Here is a 19,217-nt window from a genome sequence, read left to right on the forward strand (position 1 = left end):
AGTCCCCGATGCAAACGCAGATGCTGATCAATGGCCAGCTGATCGCTGGCCAAGGCCCGGCCTGGACCGTGCTCAACCCGGCGCTGGGCACTGCCCTGGCGCAGATCAACGAAGCCACCGAGGCACAGGTAGACAGCGCCGTGCGCGCTGCCGACCAAGCCTTCGACAGCTGGTCGCAAACCAGTCCTAAAGAACGTTCGCAGGCCTTGCTGGCGCTGGCCGACGCCATCGAAGCCCATGGCGATGAACTGGCCCGGCTGGAATCGCAGAACTGCGGCAAGCCCCTGAGCGCTGCACTGAATGACGAGATCCCGGCGATTGCCGACGTGTTCCGTTACTTTGCCGGTGCTGCGCGCTGCCTGGGCGGCTCGGCGGCTGGCGAGTACCTGCCGGGCCACACCTCGATGATCCGCCGCGACCCGTTGGGCGTGGTGGCTTCCATCGCGCCGTGGAACTACCCGCTGATGATGCTCGCCTGGAAGATCGCCCCGGCCCTGGCTGCCGGCAACACGGTGGTGATAAAGCCGTCCGAACTGACGCCACTGACGGCCCTGCGCCTGGGCGAGCTGGCCCAGGACCTGCTGCCGCCGGGGGTGCTGAACATTCTCTTCGGCCGCGGTCAGACGGTCGGCAACCCGTTGATAACCCACCCCAAGGTGCGCATGGTGTCGCTGACCGGCTCGATCCCCACTGGCGCGCACATCATCAGCGCCACCGCCGACAGCGTGAAACGCATGCACATGGAGCTGGGCGGCAAGGCGCCGGTGCTGGTGTTCGATGACGCTGACATCGATGCCGCCATCGACGGCATCCGAACCTTCGGCTTTTACAACGCCGGCCAGGACTGCACCGCAGCCTGCCGCCTGTATGTGCAGGACGGGATCTACGAGCGCTTCGTCGAGCGCCTGGGTGCAGCAGTAGCGAGCCTGAAACCTGGCCTGCAAGAGGCCGAGGACACCGAGCTGGGGCCATTGATCAGTGCCCAGCATCGCGACAAGGTGGCCGGGCTGGTGCAGCGGGCCATCGCCCAGCCACACATTCGCCTGGTGACGGGTGGCAAGGTGATTGATGGCGAGGGTTTCTACTTCGAGCCGACCGTGCTGGCCGACGCCCTGCAGGACGACGAGATCGTGCGCAACGAAGTGTTCGGCCCGGTGGTTTCGGTCACACGCTTCACAGACGAAGCGCAGGCGCTGGAATGGGCCAACGACTCCAACTACGGCCTGGCCTCATCGGTATGGACCCGCGACACCGGCCGCGCCCACCGCCTGGCGGCGCGCTTGCAGTACGGCTGCACCTGGGTGAACACCCACTTCATGCTGGTCAGCGAAATGCCCCATGGCGGGCAGAAGCATTCGGGGTATGGCAAGGACATGTCGATGTATGGGCTGGAGGACTACACCTGTGTGCGGCATGTGATGATCAAGCATTGAGGAGGCACAGGGGTACGTCGGTAGATTTGTAACGCCAACGAGATCGAGCGCCGCCCGCGCGGCGCTCGATCTCAGCCCCAAACAAAATCCTCGCCAACCCCCAGCAAACTCGACGCCCCTAGTCCCGCAAATCAGACTCGTGAATCGGGTTGGCCCTGCTCGTGGCGCGTTGGTACTGCGCAGGCCAGGTGGCCTTGTTGCCGCCCAGATCGTCATCGGCATGCAGCGGCCAGTACGGGTCGCGCAGCAGTTCGCGGGCCAGGAAGATGATATCGGCCTGCCCGGTGCGCAGGATGTGCTCGGCCTGGGCCGGTTCGGTGATCATGCCCACAGTGCCAGTGGCGATTTCCGATTCCTTGCGCACGCGCTCGGCGAAACGGGTCTGATAGCCGGGGCCGGTGGGGATTTCGGCGTTTACCGAGGTGCCGCCAGAGGACACATCGATCAGGTCCACACCCAAGCCCCGCAGGCGCCGGGCCAGTTCGACGGTTTCATCCGGGTTCCAACCATCTTCCACCCAGTCGGTTGCCGAAACCCGCACGAACAGTGGCAACTCCGGGGGCCAAACCTTGCGCACTGCCTCGACCACCTGCAAGGTCAGGCGGATGCGGTTTTCAAAGCTGCTACCGTACTCATCGCGGCGCTGGTTGCTCAGGGGTGATAGGAACTGGTGCAGCAAATAGCCGTGCGCGGCGTGGATCTCAACCACCTTGAAACCGGCCTTCAAGGCGCGCTCGGTCGAGGCGACGAAGGCGCCAATCACATCCTCAATCTCGTCCTGGCTCAACTCGCGCGGCGCGGTATGTTGCGGGTCGAAGGCGATTTTCGAGGGCCCCACCGGCTGCCAGCCGCCCTCTTCCAGTTTGACGCTACCTGGTTTGCCCAGCCATGGGCGATAGGTGCTGGCCTTGCGCCCGGCGTGGGCCAGCTGGATGCCAGCCACGGCGCCCTGGGCGGTGATGAAGCGGGTGATGCGTTGTAACGGGGCGATCTGCGCGTCGTCCCACAGGCCAAGGTCTTCGGCGGTGATGCGGCCATCGGCGGTAACCGCCACGGCTTCAGTGATCACCAGGCCGGCGCCACCGACGGCGCGGCTGCCAAGATGAACAAGGTGCCAGTCGTTGGCCAGGCCATCGACGGCGGAATACTGACACATCGGCGACACGGCGATGCGGTTGGGCAGGGTCAACTGACGCAGGGTGTAAGGCTCGAGCAGCAGGCTCATGAGGGCACCTCCCAAGGACTCCAATGGTGATCCGGCCTGGACACTCAATTACACGTCCCTGGCCCAGGTCCGGTCATAACTTCAGACTAGACCAGAATGGGTGGGGGGGAGGTTCCATGGGATTTTGGGTGGGGTGTGGGGTGCGGGTGTCAGGCTCTAAGGTGATGTCGCCGGTGAGATCGAGCGCCGCCCTCGCGGCGCTGGATTTCCGCTACACCACAAGAATCAAGGCAAGCCCCGCAAAACCGTCAGCGCGGCTCCATGTGGGCAATCATCAACTGCACAGTTTCATTGCCGCGAAACTCGTTCACATCCAGCTTGTACGCCAACTCGACCCAACGCACGGTCGGGTTCGGCCACACTTCGCGATCGACGCCGAAGGCAATGCCATCCAGCCGTACCGAGCCACACTCGCTCTTGAGCACCACCTTCAGGTGCCGCTCGCCAACCACACGCTGCTCCACCAGCTGGAACACGCCATGGAACAGCGGCTCTGGGAAGTGCTGGCCCCATGGGCCGGCATGGCGCAGGGCCTTGGCCAGGTCGAGGTGGAACTCCTCTACCGCCAGGCTGCCGTCGGACAACAGCCGGCCGGTCAGGTCTTCTTCGCGCAGTTGACGCCGCACTTCTTCGTCGAAGGCCTCGGCGAATGCCGGGAAGTTGCCTTCTGGCAACGACAAACCGGCAGCCATGGCGTGGCCGCCGAACTTGCTGATCAGTTGCGGGTGGCGCGCGGCCACGGCATCCAGCGCATCGCGAATATGGAAGCCCGGCACCGAGCGCGCCGAACCTTTGAGCATGCCGTCGCCAGCATCAGCGAACGCAATGGTCGGCCGGTGGTAACGTTCCTTCAGACGCGAAGCCAGAATACCGATCACCCCTTGGTGCCAATCGGCATCGAACAGGCACAAGCCGTAGGGCATGGACTCGATCGGCAGGTCCTTGAGCTGGGCCAGAGCCTCGCGTTGCATGCCTTGCTCGATGGACTTGCGGTCCTGGTTCAGGTCGTCCAGCTGCTGGGCCATGTCCTGGGCCAGGGTCGCGTCCTCACACAGCAGGCATTCGATACCCAGGCTCATGTCGTCCAGCCGCCCTGCGGCGTTCAACCGCGGGCCGAGGATGAAACCAAGGTCGGTCGAGGTGATGCGCCGGTGATCACGGCGGGCCACTTCGAGAATGGCCTTCAGCCCTGGTCGGGCTCGGCCGGCGCGGATGCGCTCGAGGCCTTGGTGCACCAGGATGCGGTTGTTGGCATCCAGCGGCACCACGTCAGCAACACTGCCCAGCGCCACCAGATCGAGCAGTTCGCCAATGTTCGGCTGTGGCTGTGCCTCGTACCGCCCAAGGCTGCGCAAGCGAGCGCGCAGGGCCATCAACACATAGAAGATCACCCCTACCCCGGCCAGTGACTTGCTCGGAAAGCTGCAGCCCGGCTGGTTGGGGTTGATGATGGCATCAGCGTCGGGCAACTGCTCGCCCGGCAGGTGGTGGTCGGTGACCAGCACCTTGAGCCCGGCGGCCTTGGCGGCCGCCACCCCGTCGACACTGGAAATGCCGTTGTCCACGGTAATCAGCAACTGCGGCTGGCGCTGCAGCGCCACCTCGACGATTTCCGGGGTCAGGCCGTAGCCATACTCGAAGCGGTTGGGCACCAGGTAATCGACATGGGCTGCCCCCAGCAGGCGCAGGCCCAGCACCCCGACGGTGCTGGCAGTGGCACCGTCGGCATCGAAGTCGCCGACGATGAGGATGCGCTGGCGCTGGTCGATGGCTTCGACCAGCAGGTCCACACCGGCCTCGATGCCCTTGAGCTGCTGGTACGGCAGCAGGCGTGCCAGGCTTTTGTCCAGCTCGGCCTCGCTCTGCACGCCGCGCGCGGCGTAAAGGCGGGTCAGCAAGGGTGGCAGGTTACCCAGAAATGGCAGGGTCGGCGGCAGCGGGCGAGGTTCGATACGCATGGGTTGCTTCAACCACGCTCACCGAGCAGCCACTGCAGTTGTACTTCATGCTGGCCACGGTCGTCAGTCACGAATACCGTACCTTCACTGATCATCACGTCCCACTTGATGCTACGCGGCATGTCGGTCGCCAGGGTTTCCAGCACCTCTTGCGGCACAGCGGCAATGCTCAGGTTTTTCAGGTTCTTGACCGCGCTCACCACTTTGCCTTCCCACACTCGCAGGCTGCCGTAAGCCAGCAAGCTGGTGCGTTCGGTACGACGCGAGCACCAGGTCAGACGATCGGCATCAGGCTGGCCAACTTCAATCCAGTGCAGCACGCGATCGTCCAGGCTCTTTTCCCACAGCGCTGGCTCATCGACATCCGACAGGCCGCGGCCAAACGACAAGTTCTCGTTGTACCAGAGCGCGTACGCCAACAAACGAACTGCCATGCGCTCTTCGGTTTCCGAAGGGTGCCGAGCGATCGTCTGTTTGACGCTTTCGTAGACGTTGCGATCAAGGTCGGTGAGATTCAATTCGAACTTGTAGGTGGTGGACGGCTGGGCCATGGTCGACGGGCTTCGTGCAAAAGAAAGTGGCACAGTCTACCCCATCCGCACCTTCCATGCCCCGCAGCAGTACCCGGCGAAACCGACGTGTGATAAAACCACGGCTCTGCCCAACTGCCACGGACACCCCATGTCGACGCCCAGCAAACCCCTCGCCGGCCTTAAAGTTGTCGAACTCGGTACCCTGATCGCCGGGCCGTTCGCCTCGCGTATCTGTGCCGAATTCGGCGCCGAAGTGGTCAAGGTCGAATCGCCCGATGGCGGCGACCCGCTGCGCAAGTGGCGCAAGCTGTACGAGGGCACCTCGCTGTGGTGGTTCGTGCAGGCCCGCAACAAGCAGTCGCTCACCCTTAACCTCAAGCACCCCGAGGGCCGCGATATCCTCAAGCGCCTGCTGGCCGAGGCCGACATCCTGATCGAAAACTTTCGCCCGGGCGTGCTGGAAAAACTTGGTTTGGGGTGGGATGTGCTGCATGCGCTGAACCCGCGCCTGGTGATGGTGCGCCTGTCGGGCTTTGGCCAGACCGGGCCGATGAAAGACCAGCCAGGCTTCGGTGCCGTAGGCGAGTCGATGGGCGGCCTGCGCTACATCACCGGTTTCGATGACCGCCCGCCGGTGCGCACCGGGATTTCCATCGGGGACTCGATTGCCGCCCTGTGGGGGGTGATCGGCGCGCTGATGGCGCTGCGCCACCGGGAAGTCAATGGCGGCCAGGGCCAGGTGGTGGACGTGGCCCTGTATGAGGCGATCTTTGCCATGATGGAGAGCATGGTCCCGGAATTCGATGTGTTCGGTTTCATCCGCGAACGCACCGGCAACATCATGCCAGGCATCACGCCCTCCTCCATCCACACAAGCGCCGACGGCAAGCATGTGCAGATCGGCGCCAACGGTGATGCGATCTTCAAGCGCTTCATGCAGGCCATCGGTCGCGATGACCTCGCCAACGACCCGACCCTGGCCAGCAACGACGGCCGCGACCTGCGTCGTGACGAGCTGTACGGGGTAATCGACCGCTGGGCCAACAGCCTGCCACTGGAGCAACTGATGCAGGTGCTGACCACTGCCGAAGTGCCGGCCAGCCGTATCTATTCGGCCGAAGACATGTTCAACGACCCCCAGTACCTGGCACGCGAGATGTTCCTGCAGGCCAAGCTGCCGGATGGCAAGCCATTCCACATGCCCGGCATCGTGCCCAAGCTGTCGGAAACACCCGGCTCTAGCGAATGGGTCGGCCCGGCCTTGGGCGAGCATACCGAGGCGCTGCTCGGCAGCCTGGGCTACGACGCAGCGGCCATCGCCAGCCTGCGCGCAGCGGGCACGGTCTGATCCTGGCGCTGACCGGTTCCATGTGCGCGCCCCGCTGCCTACGCCACCTGGTCCTGCTCTGCGGGCTGCTACCTGCGTTGCTGTTGCAGCCCGCAAATGCCAAGGAGCACCTCTTCTGGCTGGTACGCGACCTGCCACCGTTCACCATTTTTGATGGCCCGGAAGAAGGCCGGGGGGTCATCGACCAGTTGTTACCGCTGCTGATAAGGCAGATGCCCGAGTACGAACACAGCATCGTGCGGGTCAACCGCGCCCGCAGCCTCCAAATGCTGCAAGACCGTGACACCTTCACCTGCGACCCAACCCTGCTGTGGACACCGGAACGGGCCAAATATGTGCATTTTTCTGTTCCATCGCTGGGCGTACTCAGCGGCGGTCTGGTGTTGCGCAAGGAAAACCAGGCGCTGGTGGCACCCTACCTCGACGGCCAGCAGGTGGACCTGCATGGCCTGCTGAGCAAGGCGCCGCTAAAGCTTGGGATTGTCGCGGAACGCAGCTATGGCACGCAGATTGACAGCATCTTGCGCCAGTTACCCGACAGCGCGCTCAGCCGCCACTACGGCAACGAGGCCACCGCCAACCTGCTGCAGATGCAGCAGTTGGGGCGCCTGCGCCTCGTGCTCGGCTACTGGCCTGAAGTTCGCTACCTGATCCAACAACAAGGCGGGTCACTGGCTGACTACCAGTTTCATACTGTGCAGGGCGTGGATCGCTACCAGTTTCTGCATGTGGGCTGTTCAGACAGCGAATTGGGGCGTGCGGCAGTTGCCCACATCGACCAGTTGCTGCCCACCCTGCGCCGGGATGTGTTGCCAGGGTTGTATGCCCGCTGGCTGGACCTGGCATTGCGGGAGGACTATCTGGAGGAAAGCCGGCGTTTCTTTGAGGACAAATAAGCCTAACCGGTCTGCACGGTCGTTGCAGGAGCAGCCGAGGGATACGTGCCTGCCCAGAAAAAGAAACCCCAGGCGCTGGGGAAGACGCCCGGGGTCAAGCGAAAGCCCTTGAGGACTTCCCGTGACAGCCTTGCCAGCGCCGGAGCAAAGCACTGGCTGGCTGCCCTTACACTGTCTGATAAACCACTCAGGCAAAGGTTCCCTGCGGTTGCTGGCGATGCTGCAATGCTGCGATGACACACGGCTGCAACCGCCCCTCAGCTATCTGCAGGTCTCGGTGCAGGCCGTCCACGAGGTCGATCAGCAGGCGTTGCTCCTGCAATTGGCGCTCGCTAACCGTGCGCCGCAAGGTAATACCTGAGAGAGGGTCGTGAACGGTCAGTTGGCGATTACCACTGGGATCGGCGATGCCGAGGTGGGTCTGATAGGGCGTCAGGGCTTCGTTGAGCAGGCTGCAGATTCTTTCCATCCGGATCACTCGCTGCGTGGTGGGACCTAAAGTAACTGACCAGCAGGCGCCGCAGAAAGTTCGTCAAACCGCGCCCGCTTCAGTGAGCATGCGGGGCTGGCATGACAGTTTGAATACGCCTCCCTGGGCGCACCTGCAGTGTTTGCAAGGCATGCTGCAGGCGTGGCATCGACAGCGGCCAGGGCAACTCGTCGAGCACCCACATGCCGCGCTTTCTGGCCTCTTGGGCAAGGTTTTGACGCGTTGGGGCAGGCTGGCCGACGAACAGCAATGCGCGCGCTCGCTGCTGCTGGGCGAACAGGGCAAGGCCGGCCCGGGCTGGCATGGCGTGGTCGAGGATCAGCAGGTCGGGGCGACGCTCAGCGCAGAGGCAGGCGTCGAGGTCAGCGATGCTCTCGCTGATGCGCACGTTGAAGACGCCTTGGCCGTTAAGGGCCTGGTGCAAGAGGATCTGGTGGGATGGGCGAGCCTGGTGGATCAACACATAGGGCTGGTGCATGAGCCGCTCCTGATGGGAGGACCGGCTAATTTATGCGGGGTGCTCGGCAGGCCGAATAGGATGTTTCTGATAGACCTGAGGGAAAAGGCTGAGACGTTGGGGCTGCCCTGCAGCCCCAAACGCCATGCAGTTACAGCGGCTTGCCGCGGTTGCCGTGCTGGCTGACAAAGCCCTGTACAGCCTTCAGGTCGTTGGCCAGTACCGTGCAACGCTCTTCACGGCTGAACAGGTCGCTGAGGTGCGCGGGTAGCTCCAGCGCCTTGCCCACACCGGCCTTCTCCACCGCGTCCGGGAACTTGACCGGGTGCGCGGTACCCAGCACCACCATTGGCGTGTCCAGGCTGCGGCGGCACTCGCGGGCAGCCTTGACGCCGATTGCGGTATGCGGGTCGAGCACTTCACCGGTGGCGGCGAACACTTCTGCGATGGTCTCGCAGGTTTGCTCGTCGCTGACAGCCAGCGAGTCGAACAGTTTGCGGGCTTCGGTCCAGCGGTCTTGCTCGACGCTGAAGCCGCCACCTTGCTTGAAGTTGGCCATCAGCTCGGCAATCGCACCACCGTTGCGGCCATGCAGGTCGAACAGCAGGCGCTCGAAGTTGGACGAGACCATGATGTCCATCGACGGCGACAGGGTCGCGTGCAGGGTTTCCTTGACGTACTGGTTGCCGCTCATGAAGCGGTGCAGGATGTCGTTGCGGTTGGTGGCGACGATCAATTGGCTGACCGGCAGGCCCATGTTGCGCGCCAGGTAGCCGGCGAAGATGTCGCCGAAGTTGCCGGTCGGTACCGAGAACGCCACCGAGCGCGCCGGGCCACCCAGCTGCAAGGCTGCATGGAAGTAGTAGACGATCTGGGCCATGATCCGCGCCCAGTTGATCGAGTTGACGGCGACCAGGCGGGTGCCCTTGAGGAACGACTGGTCGGCGAAACTGGCCTTGACCATTTCCTGGCAGTCATCGAAGTTGCCTTCGATGGCGATGTTGTGGATGTTGTCGCCAAAGATGGTAGTCATCTGACGGCGCTGCACTTCCGACACACGCTGGTGCGGGTGCAGGATGAAGATGTCGACGTTGTCGCAACGGCGGCAGCCTTCGATCGCGGCAGAACCGGTATCACCGCTGGTGGCACCGATGATGACCACGCGCTCGTTGCGCTTGGCCAGCACATGGTCAAGCAGGCGGCCGAGCAACTGCAGGGCAAAGTCCTTGAACGCCAGGGTCGGGCCGTGGAACAGCTCCAGCACCCACTCGTTGCTGTTCAGCTGACGCAACGGGGCGACCGCAGCGTGGGCGAACTCGCCGTAGGTTTCTTCGAGGATCTTCTTGAAGTCGGCGTCGGCGATGCTGCCTTCGACGAACGGGCGCATCACGCGGAAGGCCAGCTCGTGGTAGGGCAAGCCGGCCCACGAGGCGATTTCTTCCTGGGTGAAGCGTGGCAGGTTTTCCGGCACGTAGAGGCCGCCGTCGCTGGCCAGGCCAGCCAGCAGCACGTCTTCGAAATTCAGGGCCGGTGCCTGGCCGCGGGTACTGATATAGCGCATGGGTGCAAACCTTCGATGCTGGGGCCGGGGCCGCGCGGGCGGCCCGTCGGCAATATTTGTTAGTTGAGCTGCTCGACGCGAATGCGCACAACCTTGCCGACCACGTCCTGCAGGGCTTCCAGGGCGACGATGGCGTCATTGATACGCTGCTCGACCACGCCATGGGTCACCAGGATCATTGGCACCAGGCCATCCTGCTCCTCGGCTTCCTTCTGCATGATCGACTCGATGTTGATACCGCGCTCCGAGAGGATGCTGGCGACCTGGGCCAGAACGCCCGGGTGATCCTTGGCCTGGATGCGCAGGTAGTAGGCGCTTTCGCAGGCTTCGATCGGCAGGATCGGATGGGCCGACAGCGAGTCTGGCTGGAAGGCCAGGTGCGGCACACGGTTTTCCGGGTCGGAGGTCATGGCACGGACCACGTCGACCAGGTCGCCGACCACTGACGAAGCGGTAGGCTCCATACCCGCGCCGGCACCGTAGTACAGGGTGGAGCCGGCAGCATCACCGTTGACCATGACAGCGTTCATCACGCCGTTGACGTTGGCGATCAAACGGTCGGCCGGGATCAGCGTCGGGTGCACGCGCAGCTCGATACCTTCGGCGGTGCGACGCGCCACACCCAGGTGCTTGATGCGGTAGCCCAAGGCCTCGGCGTAGTTCACGTCTGCCGTTGTCAGCTGGGTGATACCTTCGGTGTAGGCCTTGTCGAACTGCAGCGGGATACCGAACGCGATGGACGCCAGGATCGTCAGCTTGTGCGCAGCGTCGATGCCTTCTACGTCAAAGGTCGGGTCGGCTTCGGCGTAGCCCAGCGCCTGAGCTTCGGCCAGCACGTCCGGGAAGGCACGGCCCTTCTCACGCATTTCGGTGAGGATGAAGTTACCGGTGCCGTTGATGATGCCAGCCAGCCAGTTGATGCGGTTGGCCGACAGGCCTTCGCGGATGGCCTTGATCACCGGGATGCCACCGGCTACGGCCGCCTCGAAAGCGACAATCACGCCCTTCTCGCGAGCTTTGGCGAAGATTTCGTTGCCGTGCACGGCAATCAGCGCCTTGTTGGCAGTGACCACGTGCTTGCCGTTTTCGATGGCCTTCAGCACCAGGTCGCGGGCGATGGTATAGCCACCGATCAGCTCGATGACAATGTCGATCTCCGGGTTGCTTGCAACTTCGAACACGTCAGCGGTAATGGGGGTACCGGTAATCTGGCAGTTCGGGTTCTGCGAGCGCATGGCGATCTGTGCCACTTCAATACCGCGCCCGGCACGGCGGGCAATCTCCTCGGCGTTGCGCTGAAGTACATTGAAGGTTCCGCCACCGACGGTCCCCAACCCACAGATGCCTACTTTGACCGGTTTCACTGTGAACTCCCCATTGAACGGCCGACACGTTTGCCGACCGTGAAACTTGCCGTCACCCCATGACGACGGCGTACTGAACTGGATTACTTGGCAAGTGCCAGCTTGGCGACCTGCGGTGCCGGCTGGTAGCCCGGAATGACCTGGCCGCTTTCAAGAACAATGGCCGGCGTGCCGTTGACACCGATCGACTGACCCAGCTGGAACTGCTTGCTGACCGGGTTGGTGCACTTGGCGGCCTTGATTTCTTCACCTTCGACCATTTTGTCCATCGCCCCACGGCGGTCGCTGGAGCACCATACCGCCTGCAACTGCTGGTCACCCGCCGAACCGAGGCCCTGGCGCGGGAAGGCGACATAGCGCACTTCGATACCGCGACGGTTCAACTCAGGCACTTCGGCGTGCAGTTTGTGGCAGTACGGGCAGGTAGTGTCGGTGAACACGGTGATGTGCGACTTGGTCTCGCCTTTGGCAGGATAAACCACCATCTCGGCGGCTGGAATGCCGTTGATGAGCTTGGCGATACCTTGGCGTTCGGTTTTTTCGGTGAGGTTGACCGGCTTGCCGTCCTGGATCTGGAACAGGTAGCCCTGCATCACGAACTGGCCGTCAGCGCTGGCGTACAGCACGCGGCCGCCCTGCAGCTTGACTTCATACAGGCCGTTGAGCGGGCTGCTGGCCACGCTTTCCACAGGCACTTCCAACTCGAGGTTCTGCAACGATTTACGGATGGCCTGCTCGGCACCGGCGTTGCTATCGGTTGCCGCGGCAACGGCAAAGGTACTGGCCAGCGCCAACGCGGCGGCGGCGAAAAACTGGGTCACGCGCATGGGAACTCCTGAAGGCGGACAGGGGCCGGAGGGCGCCACCTGCGGAAAATACGCGGTGACCGTGCGGCCCTTGGTGCAAACCGCTCAAGCCTACCACATCACGCTGCCCGTGAAGGGGGTCGCAAGGACCGGTCGGCGGAACATGAAAAACATTCATCCACGAGGGTGGTGCTGGGCGTGCAACTGCTGCAGGCGCGCCTTGGCGACGTGGGTATAGATCTGCGTGGTCGACAGGTCACTGTGGCCCAGCAGCATCTGCACCACCCGCAAGTCGGCACCGTGGTTGAGCAGGTGGGTGGCGAAGGCATGCCGCAGGGTGTGCGGCGACAGCGGCTTGTCGATGCCGGCAACCCGTGCGTGGTGTTTGATACGGTGCCAGAAGGTCTGGCGCGTCATCTGCTCGCCGCGCTGACTGGGGAACAGCACGTCGCTGGGACGGCCATTGAGCAGTTCGGCGCGACCATCGCGCTGGTAGCGCTCCAACCACACCACCGCCTCTTCACCCATGGGCACCAGGCGTTCCTTGCTGCCCTTGCCCATCACCCGCAGCACACCCTGGCGCAGGTTGACCTGGTCGAGGGTCAGGCTGACCAGTTCGGTAACCCGAAGGCCGCACGCGTAGAGCACTTCGAGCATGGCACGGTCGCGCTGGCCAATGGCTTCGCCCAGGTCCGGAGCCTGCAACAGGGCTTCGACATCGGCTTCGGACAGCGACTTGGGTAGCGGCTTGCCCAATTGCGGCATGTCGACCTGCAGGGTCGGGTCGATGGCCACCAGCTTTTCCCGCAGCAGGTAACGGAAAAAGCCGCGCAGACCGGAGAGGAAACGCGCCGTGGAACGTGGCTTGTAGCCCTGATCCAGGCGCCAGGCCAGGTGATCGAGGATCAGGTCGCGGCCGGCGTCTGGCAGCGATACCGAATGCTCCTGCAGCCAGCCATTGAACAGGGCCAGGTCGCTGCGGTAGGACACGCGGGTGTTGTCGGACAGGCCTTTTTCCAGCCATAGGGCGTCAAGGAACTGGTCGATCAGGGGGTGGTCGAGGGCGGGCATGAAATCTCGGTGGCAAACGACGAAATGGCGCTTAGTCTTTCATAACAACGTCGGCATAGGGAGCCCGCATGAGCGAACAGCAGATCCTTCTGAGTGTGGGCGGCATCGGCGCAGCAGCGCTCGCCTGCCAGTGGCTGGCCTGGCGCCTGAAGCTGCCGGCGATTCTGTTTCTGTTGTTGGCCGGGATCCTTGCCGGCCCAGCGCTGGGATGGCTCGACCCCGAGGCGCTGTTCGGCCCATTGCTGATGCCGCTGGTGTCGCTGGCGGTAGCGCTGATTCTGTTCGAAGGCAGCCTGACCCTGCACCTGTCGCAGTGGCGCGAGATCGGCAGCGTGGTGCATCGCCTGGTCACGGTGGGCGCACTGGTCACCTGGCTGGTGATTGCACTGGCAACCCACTGGTTGCTCGGGTTCGACTGGCCGCTGGCGATTCTTTTCGGCACCTTGACCCTGGTGACTGGCCCCACGGTGATCGTGCCCATGCTGCGCGTGGTGCGGCCAAAGGCAGCGATCGCGAACATCCTGCGCTGGGAAGGGATCATGATCGACCCCATCGGCGCGCTGCTCGCCGTGGTGGTATACAGCTTCATCATCGCCAGCGCCGAGGGTAACGGCCTGAGCCAGAGCCTTATCACTTTTGCCGGTGTGATCTTCTGCGGTACCGCCCTGGGCGCGGCAGGGGGCTGGGTACTGGGGCAAATCATGCGCGAACAGTGGCTACCAGAATATCTGCACAATCTCGCGTCTTTGGCGGCGGTACTGGGCATTTTCATCGCCGCCAACCAGATCGTGCACGAGTCCGGGCTGCTGGCGGTGACCGTGATGGGCATGTGGCTGGCCAACATGCGCGGGGTTGATGTGCGGCAAATCCTGCACTTCAAGGAAAACCTCAGTGTGCTGCTGATATCCGGCCTGTTCATCCTGCTGGCTGCACGCCTTGACCTGCATGCCCTGCTGGGCCTTGGCCCTGCTGTGCTGGCATTGTTGCTGGTGATCCAGCTGCTGGCACGTCCGCTCAACGTTTGGCTGGCCACACTGGGCTCGACACTCAACTGGCGGGAGCGCGCGCTGCTGGCCTGGATTGCGCCACGCGGCATCGTTGCTGCGGCCGTTTCCGCTATTTTTGCCATCCGTCTGCACCAGGCCGGCCACCAGGATGCCTTGCTGCTGGTACCGTTGACCTTCGCGGTTATCATTGGCACGGTGGTACTGCAAAGCGCCACGGCCAGGCCGCTGGCACGCTTGCTCAAGGTCGCCGAACCGGCACCCAGCGGGTTTCTCATCGTCGGTGCCAACGAACCGGCCCGGGCCATCGCCAAAGCCCTTCAACAATTGGGCTGCCGGGTTTTGCTGACGGACTCCAGCTGGGAAAACATCCGCGCCGCACGCATGGACGGGCTCACGACCTACTTTGGCAACCCGGCCTCGCAGCATGCCGACGCCCATCTGGACCTGGTCGGCCTCGGGCACTTGCTGGGCCTCTCTCCCGCCGGCGAAATCAATGCCCTGGCCTGCGCCAGGTTCCGTCATGATTTCGGCCACAGCCGGCTGTTCGTGCTAGCCAGTGGCCTGGAGAAACAACGTAGCGACAAGCATCGGGCGGCCGAAGAACACCGTGGGCATCTATTGGGGGCCAAGCCGATGACCTATCTGCAACTGGCCAACCGTCTGCATCAAGGCGCCGAGCTGTATAGCACCAACCTGACCGAAGGCTTTGGCTGGGATGCCTACCAGGCACTGCATGGCGAACGGGCAAACTTGCTGTTCGCGCGCGATGGCCATGGCTGGGTCCATGTAGCCAGCCCTGATAACCCGCTGCAGCCACAACCGGGCTGGACCTTGGTGGCATTGATCGAGCCAGCAGCGCAACCGTAATGCTCAGGTGCCTGGCAGCACGGGCACCGGGCGCTTGTCCTCGTCGATGGCGACGAAGCTGAACACCCCATGGATCGCCCGTTCACGGCCATCCAGGTACATGTTCTCGACAAACACATCCACCTGCACCTGCAGGCTGGTATTGCCAACCTTGATCACCGTCCCCACCAGCTCGACGATCGAGCCCGCAGGAATCGGGTGCTTGAAATCGATGCGGTCTGTAGACACGGTAACCAATGGCAGGCGGCAGAAACGCGTGGCAGCGATGAACGACACTTCGTCCATCCAGGCCAGGGCGGTGCCGCCGAACAGGGTGTTGTGGTGGTTGGTGGTATTGGGGAACACCGCCTTGGTCACGCGGGTCACCGACAGTTCGGTGCGGCGCTGGATTTCCTGGTCTCGGGTCGTCATGGCAATCACATTTTCGGGGTTTCAAAACGCAAAAAAGCAGCCCGAAGGCTGCTTTTTTCTCGCTAGGCGGCCTCGGCCACCGGGCAAACTGCACTCAGGACAGTTTTTCCTTGATGCGAGCGGCTTTGCCGGACAGGTCGCGCAGGTAGTACAGCTTGGCTTTACGCACGTCACCACGACGTTTCACGGCCAGGCTGTCGATTTGCGGGCTGTAGGTCTGGAAGGTACGCTCTACGCCAACGCCGCTGGAGATCTTGCGCACGGTGAAGGCGCTGTTCAGACCGCGGTTACGCTTGGCGATAACGACGCCTTCGAACGCCTGCAGACGGGAACGCTCACCTTCCTTCACTTTAACCTGAACGACAACGGTGTCGCCTGGTGCGAAGGTCGGGATTTCCTTGCTCATCTGCTCGGCTTCGAGCTGCTGGATGATCTTGTTGGTCATGCTGTGCTCCTAAGATGGATACGCGATCCACCATCGATACGTTTAACTATCGTCCCGCTCGCGGAGATATTCCTCGAGCAGCTTCTTCTCTTCTCCAGAAAGTGAGCGACTTTCCAGAAGATCGGCGCGTCGTTCGAAGGTCCTACCAAGGGACTGCTTCATCCTCCAACGCCGGATATGTGCATGGTTGCCACTTAGCAACACGTCGGGAACACGCTGATCCGCATACACCTCAGGCCGGGTGTAGTGCGGGCAATCGAGCAGACCGTCGGTGAAGGAATCTTCTTCCGCCGAGTCCACATGCCCTAAAGCTCCGGGCAGCAGTCGCGTAACCGCATCGATCAGTACCATGGCCGGCAGCTCGCCACCGGAAAGCACATAGTCGCCAATCGACCACTCCTCATCGACATGAGCCTCGATAAAGCGCTCGTCGATGCCTTCATAACGACCGGCGATCAGGATCAACGATTCCTGCTCGGCCAGGCCTTTGACCGCCTGCTGAGTCAGCTTGCGGCCTTGTGGCGAAAGGTAGATCACCTTCGCCGCTGCTCCGGTCGCCTGCCTGGCGCTAACCAAGGCGTCTTCCAGAGGCTTGATTTTCATCACCATGCCCGGACCACCGCCAAACGGCCGATCATCTACCGTGTGGTGACGATCTGTGGTGTAGTCCCGCGGGTTCCAGCAAGTCACCTGAAGCAACCCTTGTTTCACCGCGCGGCTGGTAATGCCGTACTCCGTGATGGCCGAGAACATCTCGGGGAACAACGTGATGACGTCTACGCGAAGGTTACCCATCGTTTAGAAGTCCGCGTCCCATTCGACCCGCATCACGCCTGCTTCGAGGTCGATTGCCAGCACACATTGCTCCGTATAGGGCAACAGACGCTCGCGATCATCCAGGCTGCCTGCGCAGGGCTTGACCACCATTACATCGTTCGCACCGGTCTCCAACAGGTGATCGACCTTGCCGAACAGTTGTTCGTCCTGGTTGATGACCTTCAGACCTACCAACTGGTACCAGTAGTACTCGTCGGCAGCCAGGTTGGGCAAAAGGCTCCGCGGGATGCAGATTTCGTAACCGCTCAGAAGACGGGCTTCATCGCGATCGTCGAGACCTTTCAGCTTCACGACCAGGCCCTTTTGGGAGCCACGACCGCTGACCAGCTCGACCTGCTTTACCTTGCCTTCGTGCCGAAGCGTCCAGCGTGGATAATCCAACAGGTTTTCAATCGGATCGGTAAAGGAATACACCTTCACCTCGCCGCGAACGCCGTGAACCGAAAAAATCTTGCCAACGACGATGAGGTCGTCAGCCTTTTCTGGCGTCGCGTTCATACTATTCAGGCAGCAGCCTTGGCAGCTTCCTTCAGCAGCTGAGCAACACGCTCAGACGGCTGTGCACCCTGGCTCAGCCAGTAGGTGACGCGCTCTTGGTTGACCGACAGCTTAACTTCGGCGCCAGCAGCGATTGGGTTGAAGAAACCTACGCGCTCAACGAAACGGCCGTCACGGGCGTTACGCGAGTTGGTCACGGTCAGGTGGTAGAATGGGCGCTTTTTCGAGCCGCCACGGGCCAGACGAATGGTTACCATGTGAACATCGTTCCTATAGTCGGTGCTGCAGTTGATACAGCAGCTGGTACTGCAAATCTGAATGCCAAATAGGCACACGGGTGCCCAAAAGGCCGCATATTCTCGGGGAATACACGGACATTTGCAAATGACTTTTTCGGCAAGGCCTCGCCCTGCCGTCCAGATTTGCCGGTTGCGCCGCGAAATTCGCGGCCGTTGCCCCGCTACAGCGGGGGTTCTGGGCGCTTGCCCGACAAAAGGCAAGCACCCGAATCAGGGGTTACAGCTTTGGCATGCCGCCACCTGGCAGCATCCCACCGAGGCCGCGCATCATCTTGGCCATGCCGCCTTTGGCAGAAAACTTCTTCATCATCTTCTGCATCTGCTTGTGCTGCTTGATCAGCCGGCCGATGTCCTGCACCTGGGTACCGGACCCCAACGCAATACGGCGCTTGCGCGAACCGCTGATCAGGTCAGGGTCGCGGCGCTCGGCCGGGGTCATGGAGTTGATGATCGCTTCCATCTGCTTGAACTGCTTTTCGGCCGCGCCCTGGGCGTTGCCCATTTGTGACAGGTTGACCCCGCCGATGCTTGGCAGCTTGTCCATCAGGCCGCCGAGGCCGCCCATGTTCTTCATTTGCTGCAGCTGGTCACGGAAGTCTTCGAGGTCGAAGCCCTTGCCCTTCTTCAGCTTCTTGGCCAGCTTGTCGGCCTTGGCCTTGTCGATGGTCTGCTCAGCCTGCTCGATCAGGCTGAGCACGTCACCCATGCCGAGGATGCGCGAAGCGACGCGGTCGGGGTGGAACGGCTCGAGCGCCTCGGTCTTCTCACCCATACCGATGAACTTGATCGGTTTGCCGGTGATTGCGCGTACCGACAGCGCAGCACCGCCACGGGCGTCACCGTCAACCTTGGTCAGCACCACACCGGTCAGCGGCAGCGCCTCGCCAAAGGCCTTGGCGGTGTTGGCAGCGTCCTGGCCGGTCATGGCGTCGACCACGAACAGCGTCTCGATCGGTTTGACGGCAGCGTGCAGCGCCTTGATCTCGTCCATCATGTCGGCGTCGATGTGCAGACGGCCGGCGGTGTCGACAATGACCACGTCGATGAACTTCAGCTTGGCTTCACGGATGGCGGCTTCGGCGATGGCCACCGGCTTCTGGCTGATATCGGACGGGAAGAAGGTGACGCCGATATCGTTGGCCAGTGTTTCCAACTGCTTGATCGCCGCCGGACGATAGACGTCGGCAGACACCACCATCACGCTCTTTTTCTTGCGCTCTTTAAGAAAGCGCGCCAGCTTGCCGGCGGTGGTGGTCTTACCCGCGCCCTGCAGGCCCGCCATCAGCACGACAGCAGGCGGGGCGGCGTTCAGTGCCAGGTCTTCGTTGGCCGCGCCCATCAGGCTTTCCAGCTCGGCCTGGACGATCTTCACGAAGGCCTGGCCCGGGGTCAGGCTGCGCGACACCTCGGTACCGACCGCACGATCCTTGACGCTGTTGACGAAATCCTTGACTACCGGCAGGGCAACGTCGGCCTCGAGCAGCGCCATGCGCACTTCGCGCAGCGTGTCCTTGATGTTGTCTTCGGTCAGCTTGGCCTTGCCGGTGACATGGCGCAGCGTCTGTGACAGGCGGTCGGTCAGGTTTTCGAACATGGTGATCCTTTCAGGCCCAGTAAAGCCGAGGTTTGTCAGGTGCCAGGGGGGAAATACACACCCGCCGGGCACAGCAAGGCGGCGATTATAGCGAAGTGCAGCGGCGACGCACACCTT

19 protein-coding genes are annotated in these 19,217 nt (G+C 62.6%); 4 read left to right on the forward strand and 15 right to left on the reverse strand.

What is annotated here, in order from left to right; all coding sequences use genetic code 11:
* Nucleotides 1–8: 8 nt before the first annotated feature.
* The gene (locus ACZ889_RS26560) at nt 9–1,433 is read left to right on the forward strand and encodes a gamma-aminobutyraldehyde dehydrogenase (RefSeq protein WP_047604480.1); all 1,425 of its coding nucleotides are present in this window, start codon (nt 9–11) and stop codon (nt 1,431–1,433) included.
* Between the two features lie 118 nt (nt 1,434–1,551).
* Here the strand turns inward: ACZ889_RS26560 and ACZ889_RS26565 are convergent, their stop codons facing one another.
* The 3 genes from ACZ889_RS26565 to ACZ889_RS26575 all read right to left on the reverse strand — a co-directional run bounded on the left by ACZ889_RS26565 (nt 1,552) and on the right by ACZ889_RS26575 (nt 5,167).
* Nucleotides 1,552–2,658, reverse strand: coding sequence for an NADH:flavin oxidoreductase/NADH oxidase (locus tag ACZ889_RS26565; protein WP_100774325.1), 1,107 nt, complete (start codon nt 2,656–2,658; stop codon nt 1,552–1,554).
* Nucleotides 2,659–2,906: 248 nt separating this feature from the next.
* Complete coding sequence (gene recJ, locus ACZ889_RS26570; RefSeq protein ID WP_180689340.1) at nt 2,907–4,616, reverse strand: single-stranded-DNA-specific exonuclease RecJ; 1,710 nt, start codon at nt 4,614–4,616, stop codon at nt 2,907–2,909.
* 8 nt (nt 4,617–4,624) lie between these two features.
* Nucleotides 4,625–5,167 (reverse strand): YaeQ family protein, encoded by a 543-nt coding sequence (locus tag ACZ889_RS26575; RefSeq protein WP_003252169.1) that lies wholly within the window; start codon nt 5,165–5,167, stop codon nt 4,625–4,627.
* A 130-nt stretch (nt 5,168–5,297) separates the two neighbouring features.
* On the opposite strand from ACZ889_RS26575, the gene ACZ889_RS26580 reads away from it, so the two are divergent.
* Nucleotides 5,298–6,497 carry a CaiB/BaiF CoA transferase family protein gene (locus ACZ889_RS26580; RefSeq protein ID WP_010952569.1) on the forward strand — a complete coding sequence of 400 codons (1,200 nt, stop codon included), beginning with the start codon at nt 5,298–5,300 and terminating at the stop codon, nt 6,495–6,497.
* 20 nt (nt 6,498–6,517) lie between these two features.
* On the forward strand, nt 6,518–7,393 hold the full coding sequence (locus ACZ889_RS26585) for a TIGR02285 family protein (RefSeq protein ID WP_476257973.1): 876 nt from the start codon (nt 6,518–6,520) through the stop codon (nt 7,391–7,393).
* 187 nt (nt 7,394–7,580) lie between these two features.
* Here ACZ889_RS26585 and ACZ889_RS26590 read toward each other — a convergent pair whose 3' ends face one another.
* From ACZ889_RS26590 to xerD, 6 genes are all read right to left on the reverse strand, one after another.
* Nucleotides 7,581–7,862: a DUF3509 domain-containing protein gene (locus ACZ889_RS26590; protein ID WP_003252163.1), complete on the reverse strand. Its 282-nt coding sequence runs from the start codon at nt 7,860–7,862 to the stop codon at nt 7,581–7,583.
* Nucleotides 7,863–7,941: 79 nt separating this feature from the next.
* Nucleotides 7,942–8,361 carry an ANTAR domain-containing protein gene (locus tag ACZ889_RS26595; RefSeq protein WP_020192997.1) on the reverse strand — a complete coding sequence of 140 codons (420 nt, stop codon included), beginning with the start codon at nt 8,359–8,361 and terminating at the stop codon, nt 7,942–7,944.
* Between the two features lie 130 nt (nt 8,362–8,491).
* The gene (gene thrC / locus ACZ889_RS26600; RefSeq protein WP_003252159.1) at nt 8,492–9,901 is read right to left on the reverse strand and encodes a threonine synthase; all 1,410 of its coding nucleotides are present in this window, start codon (nt 9,899–9,901) and stop codon (nt 8,492–8,494) included.
* Nucleotides 9,902–9,960: 59 nt separating this feature from the next.
* Nucleotides 9,961–11,265, reverse strand: a complete 1,305-nt coding sequence (locus ACZ889_RS26605) for a homoserine dehydrogenase (protein ID WP_003252157.1) — start codon at nt 11,263–11,265, stop codon at nt 9,961–9,963.
* A gap of 83 nt (nt 11,266–11,348) precedes the next feature.
* The gene (locus ACZ889_RS26610) at nt 11,349–12,092 is read right to left on the reverse strand and encodes a thioredoxin fold domain-containing protein (protein WP_003252155.1); all 744 of its coding nucleotides are present in this window, start codon (nt 12,090–12,092) and stop codon (nt 11,349–11,351) included.
* A gap of 153 nt (nt 12,093–12,245) precedes the next feature.
* Nucleotides 12,246–13,142 carry a site-specific tyrosine recombinase XerD gene (gene xerD / locus ACZ889_RS26615; protein WP_003252154.1) on the reverse strand — a complete coding sequence of 299 codons (897 nt, stop codon included), beginning with the start codon at nt 13,140–13,142 and terminating at the stop codon, nt 12,246–12,248.
* Nucleotides 13,143–13,210: 68 nt separating this feature from the next.
* Here xerD and ACZ889_RS26620 point away from each other — a divergent pair, with 68 nt between their 5' ends.
* Nucleotides 13,211–15,016, forward strand: coding sequence for a cation:proton antiporter (locus tag ACZ889_RS26620; protein ID WP_476257974.1), 1,806 nt, complete (start codon nt 13,211–13,213; stop codon nt 15,014–15,016).
* Nucleotides 15,017–15,019: 3 nt separating this feature from the next.
* Here the strand turns inward: ACZ889_RS26620 and ACZ889_RS26625 are convergent, their stop codons facing one another.
* The 6 genes from ACZ889_RS26625 to ffh all read right to left on the reverse strand — a co-directional run bounded on the left by ACZ889_RS26625 (nt 15,020) and on the right by ffh (nt 19,100).
* Nucleotides 15,020–15,427, reverse strand: a complete 408-nt coding sequence (locus ACZ889_RS26625) for an acyl-CoA thioesterase (RefSeq protein ID WP_004575447.1) — start codon at nt 15,425–15,427, stop codon at nt 15,020–15,022.
* Between the two features lie 94 nt (nt 15,428–15,521).
* The gene (gene rplS / locus ACZ889_RS26630) at nt 15,522–15,872 is read right to left on the reverse strand and encodes a 50S ribosomal protein L19 (protein WP_003252148.1); all 351 of its coding nucleotides are present in this window, start codon (nt 15,870–15,872) and stop codon (nt 15,522–15,524) included.
* Nucleotides 15,873–15,914: 42 nt separating this feature from the next.
* On the reverse strand, nt 15,915–16,667 hold the full coding sequence (trmD, locus tag ACZ889_RS26635) for a tRNA (guanosine(37)-N1)-methyltransferase TrmD (protein WP_003252146.1): 753 nt from the start codon (nt 16,665–16,667) through the stop codon (nt 15,915–15,917).
* Between the two features lie 3 nt (nt 16,668–16,670).
* Entirely contained in the window at nt 16,671–17,207 is a 537-nt protein-coding gene (gene rimM / locus ACZ889_RS26640) for a ribosome maturation factor RimM (protein ID WP_003252144.1), read from the reverse strand.
* A 5-nt stretch (nt 17,208–17,212) separates the two neighbouring features.
* Nucleotides 17,213–17,464, reverse strand: a complete 252-nt coding sequence (rpsP, locus tag ACZ889_RS26645) for a 30S ribosomal protein S16 (protein WP_003252142.1) — start codon at nt 17,462–17,464, stop codon at nt 17,213–17,215.
* Nucleotides 17,465–17,723: 259 nt separating this feature from the next.
* Nucleotides 17,724–19,100 (reverse strand): signal recognition particle protein, encoded by a 1,377-nt coding sequence (gene ffh / locus ACZ889_RS26650; protein WP_003252139.1) that lies wholly within the window; start codon nt 19,098–19,100, stop codon nt 17,724–17,726.
* Nucleotides 19,101–19,217: the final 117 nt, after the last annotated feature.

This window comes from Pseudomonas sp. TE3895 (genome assembly GCF_056278855.1).